Genomic DNA, 16,736 nt, shown 5'->3' on the forward strand with positions numbered 1-16,736 from the left:
GGGCCGTACCCACGGGAGGATCGGTCCGGCATGTCCAAGCACGAGCGGTGGAACGCGCTCCTGGAACTCCTGGCGTCCGCCGGAAAGGTGGAGGTGGAGGAGGCGGCGGCCACCCTGGACGTCTCCGCCGCCACGATCCGCCGGGACCTCGACGAACTGGCCGAGCAGCGCCTCCTCGTCCGCACGCGCGGCGGGGCCGTCGCGCACGGCGTCTCCTACGAGCTGCCGCTGCGCTACAAGTCGGGCCGGCACGCCGCCGAGAAGGCCCGGATCGCCGCGGCGGCGGCCGAACTGATCGCGCCCGGCGAGGTCGTCGGCCTGAACGGCGGGACGACGACCACCGAGGTGGCCCGGGCCCTCGCGCTGCGCTTCGCGGGCGAGCGCGCGGAGACCGGAACCCCGGCCGCCGCCTCCGGCCCCGCCCTGACGGTGGTCACCAACGCGCTGAACATCGCCGCCGAGCTGGCGGTGCGCCCGCAGATCAAGCTCGTGACGACCGGCGGGGTCGCGCGCCCGCAGACGTACGAACTGGTGGGCCCGCTCGCCGCCGGCGTCCTGAACGAGGTCGTCCTCGACACCGTCGTCCTCGGGGTGGACGGGATCGACCCCGAACTCGGGGCGATGGCGCACCAGGAGGAGGAGGCGGGCATCAGCCGGCTCTTCGCGGAACGCGCGAGCCGGGTCGTGGTGGTGACCGACGCGTCGAAACTGGGACGGCGCGCCTTCGCCCGCATCTGCGGCCTGGACCGGGTCGACCTGCTCGTCACCGACACGGCGGTCGACGCCGGGACGGCGGACCGTCTGGCGGAGGCCGGCGTCCGCGTCCAGGCGGTCTGACAGCCCTTCACCACCACACGGGCGCACGCCCTTCGCGCGACGGGCGGGCCGGGATCGGCGCGGGACTCGGCGCCGGGCCGGTCACCGGGGCCGCGCCGCCCTCCGCGGCTCCGGCGACCGGGCGGCGGGCGACACCCCCGGCGGCCCGGTCGCGTTCACCCTCCGCGCGAACAGCCGCCGCCCGGACGGTCGTGGGCGTACGCCGTCGCGGCCCGCGCGTCCCGCGAGGACCACTTCACGCCACCCGCGCGGTCACCGTCCGGCCAGGGCCGCGCGCCGGATCGTGGCGTCGAGGAGGGCGAGCGCGTCCTCGGCGGTGCGGCCCGGGGCGCGGTTCCAGGGGCCGATGAGCCCGTGCCATCCCCGCGACCGCAGCTCGGTCATGATCCAGGCACCGGCCTCGTTCATGGTGGCCGCGCTGCCGTGGCCGAGCCGGTGGGCGGCGAGCAGGGCGCCGCAGAGGCAGCGGGCGCCGCGCGCGTCGCGCAGCTTGTACGGGGTGTTCTGCCACCCCCATTCGGTCAGCACCCGGCGCGCGTACGCCAGGTGGACGGAGGGGCGCACGTCGGCCCGGCCGATCCTGCGCCAGGCGTGCAGCCGGTCCGGGAGGAAGGCACCGATCCGGCCGGGCAGCGGGCGTTCGGCGGGCGGGGCCGGGGGCAGCGCGTCGAGCGCGCCCAGGGCGTCGGCGACGAGCCGGTCCACGGGGACGGAGAGCAGGCTCCGCCAGGCCTCGGGGGCGGCGCTCTCGCAGAGGCGGGCCGCCTCGCGGTCGAGGGCGTCGGGATCGATCAGCAGGGCAAGGGAGGACATTCCCTCATCATGGGCGGCAGATGTCTGATTTGCGCGCTATGTGACACACGTTCCGCCCCCAAGTCGCCACACAATTCCCCTAAAGGAGCTATACGCCCTATTCGGACATTACACATCCCGTGACGCGACTCACTTCACCCGCCCCACAGACGCCTCCCCGCCCGTCACCACCCGTGCGGGGCAAGGGATTCCGGAGCGGCCGCCGAAACGATAGATCTTGAATTCCGCCCGTTCGATCTTCGGTTCCCCTTTTCCCCCGCATTCGTGTCTTGTTCCGCGCCGCATTTCTCGCCTACCGTCGCCTCCATTCGGACGGACGCCTAATCCTGCCACCGCCCGAAAGACCGCCCATTTCACCCGACGGCAGGAGCGGGGGACCCACCACACCGCCGGTCCGGTCGTCCGGAACGGCTCGGGGTGAAGCCGCGTGCGCGCGGCCGGACAGCTCCAGTCCGAACCCGACAGCTCACCTCGCAGGCGCCGGAGAGGAAACCGTCATGCCCGCTCACGGCAAGCACCGCCGCCCCCGACGCCGCCCCGTCCCCCGAGGCCTCGCCTTCGCCGGCACCGGCGGCGTGGCCCTCGCCCTGCCCCTGGTCGTGCCCGCCACGGCCGGCGCCGAGCCCCTCGCGCAGCCGGCGGCGCCGACCGCCGCCGTCACCGCTCAGGCCGTCGCGGCCGCCGCGTCCGCGAAGGCGCCCGCCGCCCCCGCCGCCACCCGCGCGTACACCGTCGTGAAGGGCGACTCGCTTTCCCTGATCGCCCACCGAAAGGGAATTCAGGGCGGCTGGAAGTCGCTTTACCAGGCGAACAAGGAAGCCGTGGGTGACAATCCGTCACTCATTCACCCCGGCCTCGAACTGACGATTCGTCGGGATTCCGCGAAGCCCGCCGCGAAGCCCGTCCCGAAGGCCGCCGGCAAGCCGGCCGCGAAGCCCGCCGGGTCCGCCTCCACCGGTTCCGCCGAACGGGCGAGCCGCTCCGCCGCCCGCGCCGCGACCCCGGCCGTCCAGGCCCGACCGGCCGCCGCGGAGGCCGCGCCCGCGGCCGCCGCCCAGTACGCCGACAACCTCGACGGCTGGATCCGCGAGTCGCTCGACGTCATGGCCCGCTACGGCATCCCCGGCTCGTACGACGGCATCCTCCGCAACGTGATGCGCGAGTCCTCCGGCAACCCCCGCGCCGTCAACCTCTGGGACTCCAACGCCGCGAAGGGCACCCCCTCCAAGGGCCTGCTCCAGGTCATCGACCCGACCTTCGCCGCCTACCACGTGCCGGGCACCTCGCTCGACCCGTACGACCCCGTCGCGAACATCACCGCCGCCTGCAACTACGCGGCCGACCGGTACGGCTCCATCGACAACGTCCACGGCGCCTACTGACCCGCCCCGCCGGTCACGGCGGCGAAGTGGGCCGTGAACCACTCCGCCGCCAGCGCCGCCACCTCCTCCAGGGCCCCCGGCTCCTCGAAGAGGTGGCCGGCGCCCGGCACGACCTCCAGCCTGCTCTCGCAGCGCAACAGCGCCTCGGCCCCTCGGTTCAGGTCGAGGACGAGCTCGTCGGCGCCGCCGACGATCAGCAGCGTGGGGGCCCGTACCCCGGCGAGCCGCTCCCCCGCCAGGTCGGGCCGGCCGCCCCGGGACACCACGGCGGCCACGTCGTCGCCCGCTTCCGCCGCCGCCCACAGCGCGGCGGCGGCCCCGGTGCTCGCCCCGAAGTAGCCGCGCGGCAGGCCCTCGGTGCCGGAGCGCCCGGCCGTCCAGGCGGCGGCGCCGCCCAGCCGCCCGGCCAGCAACGGGGTGTCGAAGACCCGTGCGCGGTCGGCCGCCTCGGTCTCCGTGAGCAGGTCGAAGAGGAGGGTGGCGAGCCCCGCCCGGTTCAGGGCGGCGGCCACCGCGCGGTTCCGCGGGCTGTGCCGGCCGCTGCCGCTGCCGTGGGCGAAGAGCACCAGGCCCGCCGCCCCGTCGGGCACCGCGAGCTCGCCCGGCAGCTCGGTGCCGCCGGCCGCGACCCGTACCGCCGTGTGCCGGACGGCCGGCCCGCGCGCCGCCCGGCTCCGGTCGAGGCGGGCCACCACCTCGGCGTCCGGCGTCTGGTCGAACTCCCGGTAGAACTGTCCGACCGCGTAGAAGCCCTCCGGGGTGTGCACGGCGACCGTCTCGTCGGCCTCCCCGCCGAGCCGCGTCGTCCAGCCGTACGGCGCCACGGGGACGGCCAGCACGATCCGGGCGGCTCCGGCGGCCCGCACCGCCCGGCAGGCGGCGAGCGCGGTCGCGCCGGTGGCGAGTCCGTCGTCGACGACCACCGCCGTACGCCCCTCCAGCGGCACCGGCCGGCGGCTGCCCCGGTAGGCGCGGGACCGCTCGGCCATGACCAGCCGCTCGCGCTCCTCGGCCGCCTCCAGCTCCCGCCGGGCCACGCCCGCGTCCCGCACCACCTGCTCGTTCACGACCCGGACGCCGCCCTCGCCGACGGCGCCCATGGCCAGCTCCGGTCTGCTCGGCACGCCCAGTTTCCGCACGAGGCAGATGTCCAGCGGCGCGTCGAGCGCCTCCGCCACCTCCGCCGCCACCGGGACTCCGCCGCGCGGCAGCCCGAGGACGACGACGTCGGCCCCCTGGAGATGGCCGAGCCGGGCGGCGAGCTGCCGTCCCGCGTCGGCCCGGTCGGCGAAATACATGGCACGCCGCCTTCCCGATCGGCGACCCCCTCGGGCGCGGACCGTCGGACCCCGGCCCGTACCTCCAGGGTCCCACCGGCGGGGTGGTCGCCGCCCCCGCCGCCCTCAGCCCACCCCGTGCCGCACGACCACCACCGGGCAGTCGGCGTGGTGCAGCAGCGCCTGGCTGACCGAGCCGAGGAGCAGCCCGGCGAAACCGCCGCGCCCCCGGGCCCCCATGACGAGCAGCTGCGCGTTCCCGCTCTCCTCCAGCAGGACCTCGCGCGGCCGGCCGCGTACCAGCCGGGCCTCCGCCTCGGTCCCAGGGTGCCGGTCCGCGACCCGGGCCAGCGCCGCCTCCAGGACGCGGGCGGCCTCCGCGTGCACCTCCTCCGCGCCGGCGAAGAGCGGCGTCAGGTCGCCGGGCCCCGAGCTCGGCGCCCAGGCGTGGACCGCGACGAGGCCGGTGCCGCGCGCCCCCGCCTCCGTGAAGGCGAGGTCGACGGCCGCGTCCGAGTCCGGCGAGCCGTCGACGGCGAGGAGGACCGGCCCCTCCGGCTCGTCCCGGCCCCGCACGACGAGGACCGGGCAGGCCGCGTGGGCGGCGAGGTGGACGGCGACCGAGCCGACGACGAGACCGGTGAAGGAGCCGGTGCCGCGGCTGCCGACGACGACCAGCTCCGCACCCCGCGACCGGGTCGCGAGGACGACGAGCGGTTCGCCGGTGATGAGCTCGCCGGAGACCTCGGTGTCCGGGGCGACCGCCCTGGCCCGGGCCACGGCCGTGTCCAGGACGATCTCCGCCTGCCGCCGCAGCCCGCTCTCGGTGGGGCCGTACAGCGAAGGCTCCAGGCCGACCCGGAACATCGGCCAGAGGAAGGCGTGCGCGACGACCAGGCGCGCACCGCGCGTCCCGGCCTCCCGCGCCGCCGTCTCCACCGCCCCGAGCGCCGACGGCGAGCCGTCCGTCCCGACGAGGACGAACCGTCCGCCGGCCGTCGTGGTCTCCGGTGCCGTGGCCGGCTCCTCGCTGTGCCCCATCGCTCTTCCGTCCCTCCGGTCGTGCACCGCCGGTCGCGGATGCCCTCGTGACCGAGTACACCCGTCGGCTGCCCGCACGACCGGGCGCCACGCGGGCCGGACGTCCCGACCGGAGCCTCCGAAGGCCCCGAGGGGGCCGTCCGGGCGGGCTCAGGCGGCCAGGAAGGCCTCGATCGCCCGGGCGAGGTCCTTCGGGGTCTCCTCGGGCGGGTGGTGCCCGGCGTCCGCGAGGACTTCGAGGCGGGCGTTGGGGTACCAGCGCAGCCAGGTGGACTCCATCGCCTCGGCGCCGAGCGCCGGGTCGTGGGCGCCGACGACCAGCAGCACGGGCGTGGGGTTGTCGCGGACCCGCTCGTGGAAGTCGGTGCCGGACCAGGAGTCGAGGTAGGAACGGAAGGCTGCGGCCGAGGAGCGGCTGACCGAGCGGTCCACGAGGGCGTCCAGCCACGGGGCGCCGTGCCGGCCGCCGGTGGTGTGGTCGATGATCGCGCGGCGCAGCGCCGGGTCGTCGGCGGCGCCCGCGAAGAGCTGCCGGCTCTCCTCGTCGAGCGGGAAGCCGGCGGCGGAGACGGGCGAGATCCCGACGATCGACCGGACCCGGTCCGGCGCGTCGAGCAGCATCAGCTGGGCGGCCTTGCCGCCCATGGAGTGGCCGATGACGGAGAAGGAGTCCCAGCCGAGGTCGTCGGCGACGGCCAGGGCGTCGGCGGCGACCTCCTCCATGGTGTAGGCGCCGTCGGCGTCCCTGGCCTCGCCGTAGCCGCGGCAGTCCAGGAAGGCGTAGCTGCCGGCCGAGGCGTCGAGGTGCTCCCGGAGCGGGTCGAAGCTGCTGCGGTCCCCGAACCAGTTGTGGAGGACGAGGGCCCGCCCCGGGCCGTCGCCGTGGACGTCGTACGGAAGTACCCGGCCGGTCATGGTGTGCCCCCTGCGTGCGAGGTGGTGATGAGGGTGGTGGTCGCGTCCGTCCGGCGCCGTCGGCGCCGGTGGACGACGACCGAGTGTGACGGTCTACACGCGTCGGGTCAACAGACCCGGGAGCGGCGCGGGCGTGTCCCGGGCGCCACGCGCGCGTGCCGCGTGCCCACCGGGAGGCCCGCCCCCGCCCGGGGCCCCGCGCCGGGATGCGGCGGCTTTCGCGGCATGCGCATGCTGGCTGTGTGACTCCGCACGGCCCGGTCCCGTCCCCCGGCGCCCCGCCGCAAGCCCTGACGCAGGCGCTGGCGGAGGCGGCGACGGACGCCGTGGAAGCGGTCGACGGTTACGCCGGCGGGGTGTACCTGCGCTCCGGCACGGAGGGACTGCTGCGACTGGCGGTGCTGGCGGGGCTGCCGGGCGAGCTGTTCCGACCGTGGTCACGGATGCACACCAACCGCCCGTTCCCGGTCGCGGAGGTCCACCGCTCGGGACAGCCGGTGCAGCTGTCGGACGTCGAGGAGTCGATGCGGCGCTTCCCGCAGCTGGTGGCGAGCCTGCCCTTTCCCTTCGCGTCCCTGTACGCCCCCGTGGTCGCCGGCCGGGAGCGGTTCGGGGTCCTCGTGGTGCTGCGGCCACCGGCGCCGGGGCTGCCGGTCGGGGCGCGGGACCGGGCGCGGATGACCCGGGCGGGGCTGCGGCTGGGCGAGGTCCTCGCGGGACTCTCGGCGGGCGGCACGGGCGTGTGGTGGCCGGGCGACCCGGTCTGCGTGCAGCTGCCGTCGGGCGCGGTGCCACCGGTGCGGTTCGGTTCCTTCGACTGGGACCTGGCGTCAGGGACGGTGACGATGGACGACGGTCTGCGGTCGATCCTCGGCGTCCGGGAAGCCTCCCCGCTGCCGATCGAGGCGCTGACCTCGCGACTCGACCCGGAGGACGGCTACGCGCTGTGGGCGGCGGCCCGCCTGACGGGCGCGGCGGACGGCGGCGCGGTGCGCCGGCTGCGGCTGAGGGGGCCGGACGGCGGGCTGCACCTCCTGGAGGTGTCGGCGCGCTCCCGGTTCGTGGGGGCGGACGGGCACGGGCATCTGGCGGGCGCGCTCGTGGACCTGGGCACGGGCCTGATCGGCTCGGACGCCACGGACCGGCTGCCCCGGGCGATCCTGGCCATCGACCGGCTGGGCCGCGTGACGTACGTGAACGAGCGCACCGAACAGCTCCTGGGCCGGCCGCGCGGGGCGCTGGCCGGGCGGCCGCTGTGGGAGGCGCTGCCGTGGTTCGGGCTGCCGTTCCACGAGGAGCAGCTGAGGGCGGCGCTGCTGTCGACCGAGCCGGTGCGGTTCGTGGCCCGCCCGGAGGAGGGGCGGTGGCTGTCGGTGTCGCTGCACCCGGGCCGGGACGGGGTGACGATGGTCCTCGTCCCGGAGGACGAACCGGCGCCCGGGTCCGGCGTGCCGCCGCCGCCTCCCACCCCGTCCGCGCGCGCCGGGGACGGGCTCGGCACGGAGGCCGCGCGGGCGGCGTCGCTCTACCGGCCGGTGGCGCTGGCGATCGCGCTGACGGAGGCGATGACGGCGCGGCAGGTGTCGGCGGTGGTGACGGAGGAGCTGCTGCCGGCCTTCGGCGGCCGGCAGCTGGCGATCTACCTGCTGAGCGAGCGGCGGATGTACCTGGCGTGGGAGACGGGTTTCCCGCCGGGCTTCCTCGACCCCTTCGACGGGGTGGCGCTCGACGCCCGCCTGCCGGGCGTGGACGTGCTGACGTCCGGCCGGGCGATGTTCTTCGAGTCGATGCAGGTGCTGCGCCGGGCCTATCCGGAGCTGCCGCTGGACGCGGAGACGGGCGCGCGGGCGTTCCTGCCGCTGATCGCCTCGGGGCGGCCGGTGGGCTCGTGCATCCTCGGCTTCGACCGGCCGCGCGACTTCGGCCCGGAGGAGCGGGCGGTGCTCACGGCGCTGGCCGGGCTGATCGCGCAGGCGCTGGAGCGGGCGCAGCGGTACGACAGCGAAGCGGCCGTGGCGCGGGGGCTGCAGGACGCGCTGCTGCCGCACCGGCTGCCGGTGCGGGAGGGCCTGGAGACGGTGGGCCGCTATCTGCCGGGGACGCAGGGCATGGACGTGGGCGGGGACTGGTACGACGTGGTGGAGACGGCCGGCGGCGAACTGGCGCTGGTCATCGGCGACGTGCAGGGGCACGGGGTCGCGGCGGCGGCGACGATGGGTCAGCTGCGGAGCGCGGTGCGGGCCTTCGCGCTGAGCGGCCTGCCCCCGCAGGAGGTCGTGCGCGCCACCAACCGGCTGCTGATCGACCTGGACCCCGGCCAGTTCGCCAGCGCCTGCTACGTCCTGCTGGACGCCGGGACCGGGGACGTGCAGGCGGTACGGGCGGGGCACCCGCAGCCGCTGCTGCGGCGGCCGGACGGCGCGGCGGAGCTGCTGGACATCGCGGGCGGGGTGGTGCTGGGGGTGGACGGCCGCGCGTCCTACCCGGTGACCCGGATGCGGCTGGAGGAGGGCGCGGTCCTGGCGCTCTTCACGGACGGCCTGGTGGAGCGCCCGGGGGCGGACATCGACGAGGGGGTGGAGCGGCTGCGCCGGACCCTGGCGTCGACGGGCTCGCTGCCGCTGCCGGAGGCGGCGGACCGGCTGATGCACGAGGCGGCGCGGTCCTCGGACCGCCCCGACGACATCGCCCTGCTCCTGGCGTCCCGCTGGCGGCGGCGCGCGTAGGCCGTGTGCGGAGGGGGCTCACCCGGACGGGCCGGCGGCGCTGGTCGGCGGGGAGGGGTGCGGCGAGGCTGGGGAGGGTCCGGGCCGTCCGGGCCGGACGAGAAGGGGGTGGCCGCACGCCGGCCGCCCGAGGCGAGGAGGTCCCGTGCAGCAGGACAAGCAGCCCGACTACCGGCCCGTGGTCTTCCGCGACCGCTCGGCGGGGTACGCGTTCCTGACCCGGTCGACGGCGACGAGCGAGCGGACCATCGAGTGGGACGACGGCAACACCTATCCGGTGATCGACGTCGAGATCTCCTCGGAGAGCCACCCGTTCTTCACCGGGAAGGCACGGACGGTCGACACGGAGGGCCGGATCGCCAAGTTCGAACGCCGGTACGGCGAGGGCGGCTGAGGCTCCGGGAAGGCCGGGGCGGGCGGGTGGCGTCGTGGCGACGCCGCCCTGCCCGCCCCGTTCCGTGAGGTGCCGCGCGGGGGCGGATCAGCCCTCGACGACGCCGGACTTGGCGATCTTGATGGCGGCCTTGGTGGCGCCGGAGGGGGAGCCCAGGGCCTCGATCTGCTTGACGAGGTCCTGGCCCTCGACGACCTCGCCGAAGACGACGTGCTTGCCGTCGAGCCAGTCGGTGACGATCGTGGTGATGAAGAACTGCGAACCGTTGGTGTTGCGGCCCGCGTTCGCCATCGAGAGCAGGAACGGGCGGTCGTGCTTCAGCTTGAAGTTCTCGTCCTCGAACTTCGCGCCGTAGATGCTCTTGCCGCCGGTGCCGTTGTGGTTGGTGAAGTCACCGCCCTGGAGCATGAAGGCGGGGATGACGCGGTGGAAGCCGGAGCCCTCGTAGCCGAAGCCGTGCTGGCCGGTGGCGAGCTCGCGGAAGTTCTGCGCGGTCTTCGGGACGACCTCGTCGAACAGGTTGAAGACGATCCGGCCGGCCGGCTTGTCGTCGATGGTGATGTCGAAGAAAACGTTGTTGCTCATGGGGACATCCTGTCATTACCCGCGCGCCGCGCGCGCCCGGGCCGCCCTCCGGCGGGTCACGACGCACCGGTGCCCCGCGCCGGCAGGGACGCGGGGCACCGGAGACGGTGGGCGAGGCTCAGCCGAGTCCCTTCCCGGCGCCGTCGGCGACGACGCCCTCCACGGTCGTGACGGTCTCGTGGAGCACGGCCCCGGCGCCGTCCTCCTGGAGGAGCCCGGTGGCGCCGCCGAGTGGGCTCTCCGCGGCGCTGGCCTGCGGCGGCGGGGTGACGAGGGCGGTGACGACGCCTGCGGCGAGGGAGGCGATGGCGAGCATGCTGCGCTTCTTCATGCCCTGGTCAACTGTCGGGAGGGAAAAGAGTTACGGCCGCCCGGCCGTCGATGGGTCGTCCGCGCCCGGCGAGCGGGGGAAACGGGCCGGTCATCCGTCAACTCGCCCCGGGGACGCGAAGGCTCCGGTGGCGACGAGACCGGCCTCGTAGGCGAGGATCACGAGGTGGACGCGGTCGCGGGCGTCGAGCTTGGCGAGGAGCCGGGTGACGTAGGTCTTCACGGTGGCGAGGGTGATGTGGAGCTCCTCGGCGATCTCCGCGTTGGACAGCCCGCGGCCGACGAGGGTGAGAACCTCCCGCTCGCGTCCCGTGGTGCGTCCGGCGACGTGGCGGGCGGCGGGGGTCGGTCCGTCCGGTGCGACGGATCCCGTGTCGCGGGTGCGGCGGGTGAACTCCTTGATGAGCCGTCCGGTGACCGCGGGGGCGATGAGGGCGTCGCCGGAGGCGACCACGCGGACGGCGGCGAGGATGTCGTCCATCGCCATGTCCTTGACGAGGAATCCGGACGCGCCGGCGTGCAGCGCGCCGTAGACGTGGTCGTCCTCGTCGAAGGTCGTCAGGACGACGACGCGGGCGCCGGAGCGGCCCGCGGTGATCCGCCGGGTCGCCTCGACGCCGTCCGTGCCGGGCATGCGCAGGTCCATGACGACGACGTCGGCGCCGGTCTCCTCGACGAGCCGGACGGCCTCGGCGCCGTCGGACGCCTCCCCGGCGACGAGCAGGTCCGCGGTCTCCGCCATGACCATCCGCAGGGCGGTGCGCACCAGCGGCTGGTCGTCGGCGAGGACGACCCGGACAGGGCGCGGGGCAGGGGTGGTGTCGCTCATGCGGGGGTGTCTCCTGGGGGGACGGGCAGGCGGGCGGTGACGCGGAAGCCCCCGTCGGGGCGGGGCCCCGCGGTGAACGCGCCGTGGAGCAGTCCGACGCGCTCGCGCATGCCGACGAGGCCGTAGCCGGAGCCGGTGGCGGCCGGCGCGCGCCGGGGGCCGGGGGCGGCGCCGGGGTTCTCGACGGTGAGGGCGAGCACGCCGGGGTCGCGGTGGTCGACGGTGACGGTGCAGCGGTCGGCGCCGGAGTGGCGGACCACGTTGGTGACGGACTCCTGGAGGACCCGGAAGGCGGAGAGGTCGACGTCGGGCGGCAGGTGCCGCGGGGCGCCGACCCGGCGGACGGTGACGCGCACTCCGGCGGCGCCGGTGGTCTCGGCCAGCCGGTCGAGGGCGGCGAGCCCGGGCGGCTCGGCGGGCGCGGTGCCGCCGGCCGTGCCGGAGCCCTCGGCGTCGCGCAGGGCGCCGAGCATGCGCCGGAGGCCGGCGAGGGTCTCCCGGCTGGCGGCCTCGATCTCGTCGAGGGCGTCGCGGGCCAGTTCGGGGCGCTTGTCGATGACGAGGCGGGCGGCTCCGGCCTGGAGGGCGACGATGCCGATGCTGTGGGCGACGGTGTCGTGCATCTCCCGGGCGATCCGCAGCCGTTCGGCGGTGACGGCCTGTTCGGCGGCGCGGGTGCGGGTCTCCTCGGCGTGGAGGCGGTTCTGGCGGGCGGCGCGGCCGAGGAGCCAGACGGCGCCGGCGGTGGAGAACACGGCGAGGGCCGTGGTGGTGCCGGCGGTCCAGCCGGCGAGGAACCGGACGGCGAGGTGGCCGAGGACGACGCCGGCCGCGAGGAGGACGGCGCGCTCCGCCTCCTTCGTCGGCCGGCGGGCCGCGATGGTGTACAGGGCGACGTCGACGGCGAGGTACTGGGCGAGCGGTATGGCGGTGACGCCCAGCGGCGTCGAGCAGAGCACCGCGGCGGCGAGGAGGTGGCCGAGGGCGGCGGTGGGGCGGCGGTCGAGGAGTGCGCTGCCGCGCAGGGCCAGGGCGGTGGCGAGACCGAGCGCGGTGAGCCCGTCCCAGCGGAGGAAGAGGACGCCGGCGAGGACGTCGGCCTCCTCCTGGCCGGGCAGGCGCAGGCGCAGCAGGACGGTGAAGAGGAGCCCGGCGAGCCAGGCGAGGGCGGCCCACCCTCCGGGCGTGACCCGCGTGCGGAGCGGGGCCGGCGAGGTCGCTGACATCCGGTGATCGTAAGTCGCGTGACCGGTGCCGGTCATCAACCCCGGGTCGTACGACCGGGGATGACTGCCGCGTGCGTGGTTGTCCGTCTTGGTCGGATGTCCGCGGCGGGCCCCGGCGGCACCGTGGTGGACATGATCGAAGCCAGGGAACTCACGAAGCGCTACGGCGCCACCACCGCGGTCGACGGGCTGACGTTCACCGTGCGGCCGGGCCGGGTCACCGGCTTCCTCGGGCCCAACGGGGCGGGGAAGAGCACCACGCTGCGGATGGTCCTCGGCCTGCACGCGCCGACGGCCGGCACCGTGACGGTCGGGGGCCGGCGGTTCGCGGAGCGGCCCCGCGGGCTGCGGCACGTGGGCGCGCTCCTCGACGCCTCGGACGTGCACGGGGGGCGGACCGCCCGGGCGCAGCTCGCGGCCCTCGCCCGGAGCAACCGGATTCCGCTCGCGCGGGTCGACGCGGTGCTGGAGGAGGTCGGGCTGGCCGGCGCGGCGCGGCGGCGGATCGGCGGCTTCTCGCTGGGGATGCGGCAGCGGCTCGGCATCGCGGGCGCGTTGCTGGGCGATCCGCCGGTGCTGCTGTTCGACGAGCCGTTGAACGGGCTCGACCCGGAGGGGGTCCGGTGGGTGCGGGGGCTGTTCCGGCGGCTCGCGGCGGAGGGGCGGACGGTCTTCGTCTCCAGCCATCTGATGAGCGAGATGGAGCACACCGCCGACGCGTTGGTGGTGGTCGGCCGGGGCCGGCTGATCGCCGAGGAGAGCCTGGCGGCTTTCGCGGCGCGCGGGGCGCGGCCGAGCGTGGCGGTGGGCACGCCGTCTCCCGGGGTGCTGACGCCGCTGCTGCTGGCCGCGGGTGCGGAGGTGGTCGCGGAGGAGGGCCGGCTGACGGTGACGGGGCTGAGCGCGGCGCGGATCGGCGAACTGGCGGCGGAGCACCGGGTGGTGCTCGACCGGCTGTCGCCCCGGCGGGCCTCGCTGGAGGAGGCGTTCATGGAGCTGACGGCGGAGAGTGCCGACTACACGGCGGGAGGTGCGCGATGACGGCGGCGGTCGCTTCCGTGCGGGAGCCGCGGGCCCGGTTCCGCGATCTGGTGGCCTCGGAGTGGCTGAAGCTGTGGTCGCTGCGGTCGACGGGCTGGGCGCTGCTGTTCGGCGCGCTCGCGGTCGCGACGTTCAACGTGGGTACGGCGTGGGACCACTACCGGTACTGGTACGCGTACGACGAGGCGGCGCGGGTGGCGTTCACGGCCGACGGGAGGGGGCTCGGGGACGCCTTCACGGGGAACGCGGCGACGGTGCTGGTGCTGTGGTGCGCGGCGATGGGCGCGGTGGCGGTGGTCGGGGAGTACGGCAGCGGCGGGATACGGACGGCGTTCGCGGCGGTGCCGGCGCGCGGGGCGCTGGTCTCGGCGCGGGCGCTGGTGCTCGCCGTGGTGCACGCCGGGTTCGGGGCGGTGGTCGCGGGCGGGTCGTTCTGGGTCTCGCAGGCGGTGCTGTCGCTGCGTGGTGCCGGGGTGTCGTGGGGGCAACCGGGGGCGGTGCGGCTGGTGGTGGCGTCAGCGCTGCTCGCTCCGGTGTGCGCCCTCGCCGGAATGGCACTGGGGGTGCTGCTGCGGCGCGGGGCGGCGGCCGTGGTCGGTGCCGTGGTGGTGCTGCTCGTGGTGCCGATGGTGCTGGGCGAGGAGCGGTGGGCGACGGCGGTGGCCGCGCACACGACGCCGTTCCGTGCGTGGCACCGGCTGGCCAGTGAGGGCGCGGCGGGGCCGTATCCGTGGACGACGGGCGGGGCGTGGCTGGTGTACGGCGCCTGGGCGGTGGGGGCGGTGCTGGTGACGGTGGTGGCGGTGCGCCGGCGGGACCAGTGAGCCGGACGGCGGGGGGCCGGGTCAGCGGCTGCCGGGGCGGGCGAGGCGGCGGCGGACGAGGGTCTCGTGGACGAGGCGGCCGACGAGGGCGCCGCCGTAGACGACGAAGCCGACGCCGACGAGCCAGGACTGGAGGACGAGGACGGTGCCGAACTGGCCGTAGGTGACGGCGTTGGAGGCGATCAGCGGGGAGAAGACCAGCTGGGAGAAGACCCGCAGGCCGAGGAGGCCGAGGGCGGTGAGCACGGCGCCGGGCAGCAGCGCCCGCCAGCGGAGGCGGCCGCAGAGGAGGAAGCGCTGGGACCACCAGAAGAAGAGGAAGGTGCCGACGAGGTCGCCGAGGGCGACGAGGACGGTGACGCCGGCGGGGGCGCGTTCGGGGGCGGGGAAGGCGACGAAGAGGAGGAGGGCGGCGACGAGGACGGCGAGCCAGACGACGTGGCGCCACATGGTGTGCCAGCGGGCGGTGGGGAGGTCCCAGACGCGTTCGTATCCGGTCTGGACGGCGGAGCCGAAGGTGACGCCGAAGGCGGCGAGGGCGGCGAGGCCGAAGGCGGTGGTGCGCTGGAGCGCCTGGCCGGGCTGTCCGAAGAGCTGCTCGACCTCCTCCTCGGAGACCTCGGTGACGCCGAGGCCCTGGATGAGCCAGCGGGCGAAGCCCTGGCCGCGGGAGAGGTCGGCGGCGGCGACGACGATGAGGAGGGGGACGAGGGTGAGGAGGCTGAGGGCGGCGAACCCCATGGCGCGGTGCATGAGTTCCATCGCGCGGCCCCGGTTCCAGACCAGCCCGGCGGGCGACTCGGCGAGCCGGACGTGGCACCGCTGCCACCAGGGGGCGTGTTCGGGCGGCGGGTCGCTCGGCGTACCGGGGGTGCGGGGCATGTCAGGTGCGGTACCCGCCGGAGGGCCGGGTCCCGCAGCGATGCGGCCGAACGGGTGGGGCGGTCCCGTCAGGGGAGGCGGCGGGCGCCGGGGCCCGGGGTGGCGGTGACTTCGCGGGCAGCGAGGACCTCGGCGTCCTCGCCGACGCACTGGACGACGACCCGCACCGGTGAGCCGCAGGCGGTGTGGCGGATGTCGAGGACGGGGCCCTCGGGGTCGCCCGTGTGGGTGTCGCCCCACTGCTTGAGGGCGAGCATGACGGGCCAGAGGTCGACGCCCTTGGGCGTGAGCCGGTACTCGTGGCGGGTGCGGGCGCCGGGTTCCCGGTAGGGCACGCTGTTCAGGACGCCGGCGGCGACGAGCTTGCGGAGCCGGTCGGCGAGGACGGCCTCGGAGAGGCCGATGTGGCGGCGGAAGTCGTCGTACCGGCGGACGCCGTTGAAGGCATCGCGCAGGATGAGCAGGCTCCACTTCTCGCCCACCAGGTCCAGGGTGCGGCGGACCGAGCAGTTCTCGGTGTCGATCTCCAGCCACTTCATCGTCCCACTGTAGCCACCTGGCTCTGTCGTTGACAGTCAGCCGAGGCGAGAGCTAGCTTCGATCGACAGAGTCAGCCGCCGGGACGACGGCGGGGAGCGACGGAGCGGAGTGGTCATGGGGCGGTCACGCACGGTCGAGTGGGAGGACGCCGGGGCCACGGCGCGGGCGGCGGCCTCGATGGCCGGGCTCGACTTCCTGCACGAGATGATCGCGGGCCGGCTGCCCGGCCCGCCGATCGCGGCGCTGCTCGGCTTCACCCTGGCGGAGGCCGAGCACGGGCGGGCGGTCTTCGTCCTGGAGCCCGGCGAGGAGCACTACAACCCGATCGGCAGCGTGCACGGCGGGGTCTACGCCACGCTCCTCGACTCGGCGGCCGGGTGCGCGGTGCACACCACGCTGCCGCTGGGGACCGCGTACACCTCGCTCGACCTGCAGACCCGCTTCCTGCGGCCGATCACCATGGACACGGGGAAGGTGCGGGCGGTCGGCACGGTCCTCTCGCAGGGGCGGCGGACCGCCCTCGCGGAGGCCGGCCTCTACGACGAGGAGGACCGCCTCCTCGCGCACGCGACCAGCACCTGCATGCTCTTCCCGGTTCCCGGCCGGGAACCGGGCGACGGCGCTCGCGCCTGACGCCCGGCCGTGCCCGTCCGGTCAGCGCTGGGCGAGGACCGGGCGGGCGCGGGTACAGCGGTCGGGGGCCGCGTCGGGCGCCGCGGTGGCCTGGAGGGCGGCGCTGACCAGGGTGGCCAGCAGGTCGATGTCGGAGCCCGCGTCGAGCCGCACCGTCACCCAGCCGGAGCCGGCCCGGAGCCGTACCGCGGTCGAGTTCTGGAGGGCGGGGCGCAGCCGGGCGACCATCGCCCTGGTGAGGTGGACGTCGGCCTCGTGCTCGCCGTGGAAATGGACGATCTCCTCCGTCGCCGTCCCGAGACCGAGTTCCGCACCGCAGTGCGTACGGCCACGGGTCAGCGAGGGCCAGCTCATCAGACGTTCACTGGCATGCCTGGCCGTGTTCATACGAGGAGCGTGCCGGGCTCCGGGGCCCTGCACAAGCGTCCTGGCGAAAGAATCGCGTCGAGGCCTGAAACAGT

The 16,736-nt window shown here is 75.7% G+C and carries 18 protein-coding genes and 1 riboswitch; of the genes, 7 read left to right on the forward strand and 11 right to left on the reverse strand.

What is annotated here, in order from left to right:
* Window positions 1–30 precede the first annotated feature (30 nt).
* Window positions 31–837, forward strand: a complete 807-nt coding sequence (locus IE245_RS24545) for a DeoR/GlpR family DNA-binding transcription regulator (RefSeq protein ID WP_189951189.1) — start codon at window positions 31–33, stop codon at window positions 835–837.
* Between the two features lie 252 nt (window positions 838–1,089).
* Here IE245_RS24545 and IE245_RS24550 read toward each other — a convergent pair whose 3' ends face one another.
* Window positions 1,090–1,650, reverse strand: coding sequence for a DUF6197 family protein (locus tag IE245_RS24550; RefSeq protein ID WP_189951191.1), 561 nt, complete (start codon window positions 1,648–1,650; stop codon window positions 1,090–1,092).
* A gap of 335 nt (window positions 1,651–1,985) precedes the next feature.
* Window positions 1,986–2,145, forward strand: a riboswitch (cyclic di-AMP (ydaO/yuaA leader).
* 2 nt (window positions 2,146–2,147) lie between these two features.
* Here IE245_RS24550 and IE245_RS24555 point away from each other — a divergent pair.
* Window positions 2,148–3,032, forward strand: coding sequence for a LysM peptidoglycan-binding domain-containing protein (locus IE245_RS24555; RefSeq protein ID WP_189951193.1), 885 nt, complete (start codon window positions 2,148–2,150; stop codon window positions 3,030–3,032).
* Here the strand turns inward: IE245_RS24555 and IE245_RS24560 are convergent.
* From IE245_RS24560 to IE245_RS24570, 3 genes are all read right to left on the reverse strand, one after another.
* A complete protein-coding gene (locus tag IE245_RS24560; RefSeq protein WP_189951195.1) occupies window positions 3,026–4,330 on the reverse strand; it encodes a phosphoribosyltransferase family protein in 1,305 nt (434 codons plus the stop codon). The genes IE245_RS24555 and IE245_RS24560 overlap by 7 nt on opposite strands.
* Before the next feature lie 105 nt (window positions 4,331–4,435).
* Complete coding sequence (locus tag IE245_RS24565) at window positions 4,436–5,350, reverse strand: universal stress protein (protein ID WP_189951197.1); 915 nt, start codon at window positions 5,348–5,350, stop codon at window positions 4,436–4,438.
* A gap of 150 nt (window positions 5,351–5,500) precedes the next feature.
* On the reverse strand, window positions 5,501–6,265 hold the full coding sequence (locus IE245_RS24570; protein WP_189951199.1) for an alpha/beta fold hydrolase: 765 nt from the start codon (window positions 6,263–6,265) through the stop codon (window positions 5,501–5,503).
* 206 nt (window positions 6,266–6,471) lie between these two features.
* Between IE245_RS24570 and IE245_RS24575 the strand changes: the two genes are divergently transcribed.
* Together IE245_RS24575 and IE245_RS24580 are read left to right on the forward strand one after the other, a co-directional pair.
* On the forward strand, window positions 6,472–8,991 hold the full coding sequence (locus tag IE245_RS24575) for a SpoIIE family protein phosphatase (RefSeq protein WP_189951200.1): 2,520 nt from the start codon (window positions 6,472–6,474) through the stop codon (window positions 8,989–8,991).
* Window positions 8,992–9,136: 145 nt separating this feature from the next.
* Window positions 9,137–9,385, forward strand: a complete 249-nt coding sequence (locus IE245_RS24580) for a type B 50S ribosomal protein L31 (protein WP_169092250.1) — start codon at window positions 9,137–9,139, stop codon at window positions 9,383–9,385.
* Window positions 9,386–9,472: 87 nt separating this feature from the next.
* Here the strand turns inward: IE245_RS24580 and IE245_RS24585 are convergent, their stop codons facing one another.
* From IE245_RS24585 to IE245_RS24600, 4 genes are all read right to left on the reverse strand, one after another.
* Window positions 9,473–9,970 carry a peptidylprolyl isomerase gene (locus IE245_RS24585; RefSeq protein WP_189951202.1) on the reverse strand — a complete coding sequence of 166 codons (498 nt, stop codon included), beginning with the start codon at window positions 9,968–9,970 and terminating at the stop codon, window positions 9,473–9,475.
* Between the two features lie 118 nt (window positions 9,971–10,088).
* Window positions 10,089–10,301, reverse strand: a complete 213-nt coding sequence (locus tag IE245_RS24590) for a hypothetical protein (RefSeq protein ID WP_229851481.1) — start codon at window positions 10,299–10,301, stop codon at window positions 10,089–10,091.
* A 90-nt stretch (window positions 10,302–10,391) separates the two neighbouring features.
* The gene (locus IE245_RS24595) at window positions 10,392–11,129 is read right to left on the reverse strand and encodes a response regulator (protein ID WP_189951204.1); all 738 of its coding nucleotides are present in this window, start codon (window positions 11,127–11,129) and stop codon (window positions 10,392–10,394) included.
* The gene (locus IE245_RS24600) at window positions 11,126–12,355 is read right to left on the reverse strand and encodes a sensor histidine kinase (RefSeq protein WP_229851482.1); all 1,230 of its coding nucleotides are present in this window, start codon (window positions 12,353–12,355) and stop codon (window positions 11,126–11,128) included. Before IE245_RS24600 ends, IE245_RS24595 begins: the two co-directional genes overlap by 4 nt.
* 132 nt (window positions 12,356–12,487) lie before the next feature.
* On the opposite strand from IE245_RS24600, the gene IE245_RS24605 reads away from it, so the two are divergent.
* Window positions 12,488–13,396, forward strand: a complete 909-nt coding sequence (locus IE245_RS24605; protein ID WP_189951207.1) for an ABC transporter ATP-binding protein — start codon at window positions 12,488–12,490, stop codon at window positions 13,394–13,396.
* On the forward strand, window positions 13,393–14,220 hold the full coding sequence (locus IE245_RS24610) for an ABC transporter permease (protein WP_189951210.1): 828 nt from the start codon (window positions 13,393–13,395) through the stop codon (window positions 14,218–14,220). The genes IE245_RS24605 and IE245_RS24610 overlap by 4 nt, the downstream gene beginning before the upstream one ends.
* Window positions 14,221–14,241: 21 nt before the next feature.
* Here IE245_RS24610 and IE245_RS24615 read toward each other — a convergent pair whose 3' ends face one another.
* Window positions 14,242–15,102, reverse strand: a complete 861-nt coding sequence (locus tag IE245_RS24615; RefSeq protein WP_189951211.1) for a YhjD/YihY/BrkB family envelope integrity protein — start codon at window positions 15,100–15,102, stop codon at window positions 14,242–14,244.
* 68 nt (window positions 15,103–15,170) lie between these two features.
* Window positions 15,171–15,641 carry a winged helix-turn-helix transcriptional regulator gene (locus IE245_RS24620; RefSeq protein ID WP_189951214.1) on the reverse strand — a complete coding sequence of 157 codons (471 nt, stop codon included), beginning with the start codon at window positions 15,639–15,641 and terminating at the stop codon, window positions 15,171–15,173.
* Window positions 15,642–15,756: 115 nt separating this feature from the next.
* On the opposite strand from IE245_RS24620, the gene IE245_RS24625 reads away from it, so the two are divergent.
* The gene (locus tag IE245_RS24625) at window positions 15,757–16,275 is read left to right on the forward strand and encodes a PaaI family thioesterase (protein WP_189951215.1); all 519 of its coding nucleotides are present in this window, start codon (window positions 15,757–15,759) and stop codon (window positions 16,273–16,275) included.
* Window positions 16,276–16,296: 21 nt separating this feature from the next.
* Here the strand turns inward: IE245_RS24625 and IE245_RS24630 are convergent, their stop codons facing one another.
* Entirely contained in the window at window positions 16,297–16,662 is a 366-nt protein-coding gene (locus tag IE245_RS24630; RefSeq protein ID WP_229851483.1) for a luciferase domain-containing protein, read from the reverse strand.
* Window positions 16,663–16,736 lie beyond the last annotated feature (74 nt).

The sequence above is a fragment of the Streptomyces roseolus genome, from assembly GCF_014649855.1.
Lineage (GTDB): Bacteria > Actinomycetota > Actinomycetes > Streptomycetales > Streptomycetaceae > Streptomyces > Streptomyces roseolus.

Bases quoted from the DNA above. Each gene is read 5' to 3' on its own strand.
- IE245_RS24570 (WP_189951199.1), bottom strand. From the start codon at position 6,265: ATGACCGGCCGGGTACTTCCGTACGACGTCCACGGCGACGGCCCGGGG.
- IE245_RS24550 (WP_189951191.1), bottom strand. From the start codon at position 1,650: ATGTCCTCCCTTGCCCTGCTGATCGATCCCGACGCCCTCGACCGCGAG.
- IE245_RS24605 (WP_189951207.1), top strand. From the start codon at position 12,488: ATGATCGAAGCCAGGGAACTCACGAAGCGCTACGGCGCCACCACCGCG.
- IE245_RS24560 (WP_189951195.1), bottom strand. From the start codon at position 4,330: ATGTATTTCGCCGACCGGGCCGACGCGGGACGGCAGCTCGCCGCCCGG.
- IE245_RS24625 (WP_189951215.1), top strand. From the start codon at position 15,757: ATGGGGCGGTCACGCACGGTCGAGTGGGAGGACGCCGGGGCCACGGCG.
- IE245_RS24585 (WP_189951202.1), bottom strand. From the start codon at position 9,970: ATGAGCAACAACGTTTTCTTCGACATCACCATCGACGACAAGCCGGCC.
- IE245_RS24555 (WP_189951193.1), top strand. From the start codon at position 2,148: ATGCCCGCTCACGGCAAGCACCGCCGCCCCCGACGCCGCCCCGTCCCC.
- IE245_RS24575 (WP_189951200.1), top strand. From the start codon at position 6,472: ATGCGGCGGCTTTCGCGGCATGCGCATGCTGGCTGTGTGACTCCGCAC.
- IE245_RS24590 (WP_229851481.1), bottom strand. From the start codon at position 10,301: ATGAAGAAGCGCAGCATGCTCGCCATCGCCTCCCTCGCCGCAGGCGTC.
- IE245_RS24600 (WP_229851482.1), bottom strand. From the start codon at position 12,355: ATGTCAGCGACCTCGCCGGCCCCGCTCCGCACGCGGGTCACGCCCGGA.
- IE245_RS24620 (WP_189951214.1), bottom strand. From the start codon at position 15,641: ATGAAGTGGCTGGAGATCGACACCGAGAACTGCTCGGTCCGCCGCACC.
- IE245_RS24545 (WP_189951189.1), top strand. From the start codon at position 31: ATGTCCAAGCACGAGCGGTGGAACGCGCTCCTGGAACTCCTGGCGTCC.
- IE245_RS24565 (WP_189951197.1), bottom strand. From the start codon at position 5,350: ATGGGGCACAGCGAGGAGCCGGCCACGGCACCGGAGACCACGACGGCC.
- IE245_RS24610 (WP_189951210.1), top strand. From the start codon at position 13,393: ATGACGGCGGCGGTCGCTTCCGTGCGGGAGCCGCGGGCCCGGTTCCGC.
- IE245_RS24630 (WP_229851483.1), bottom strand. From the start codon at position 16,662: ATGAACACGGCCAGGCATGCCAGTGAACGTCTGATGAGCTGGCCCTCG.
- IE245_RS24595 (WP_189951204.1), bottom strand. From the start codon at position 11,129: ATGAGCGACACCACCCCTGCCCCGCGCCCTGTCCGGGTCGTCCTCGCC.
- IE245_RS24615 (WP_189951211.1), bottom strand. From the start codon at position 15,102: ATGCCCCGCACCCCCGGTACGCCGAGCGACCCGCCGCCCGAACACGCC.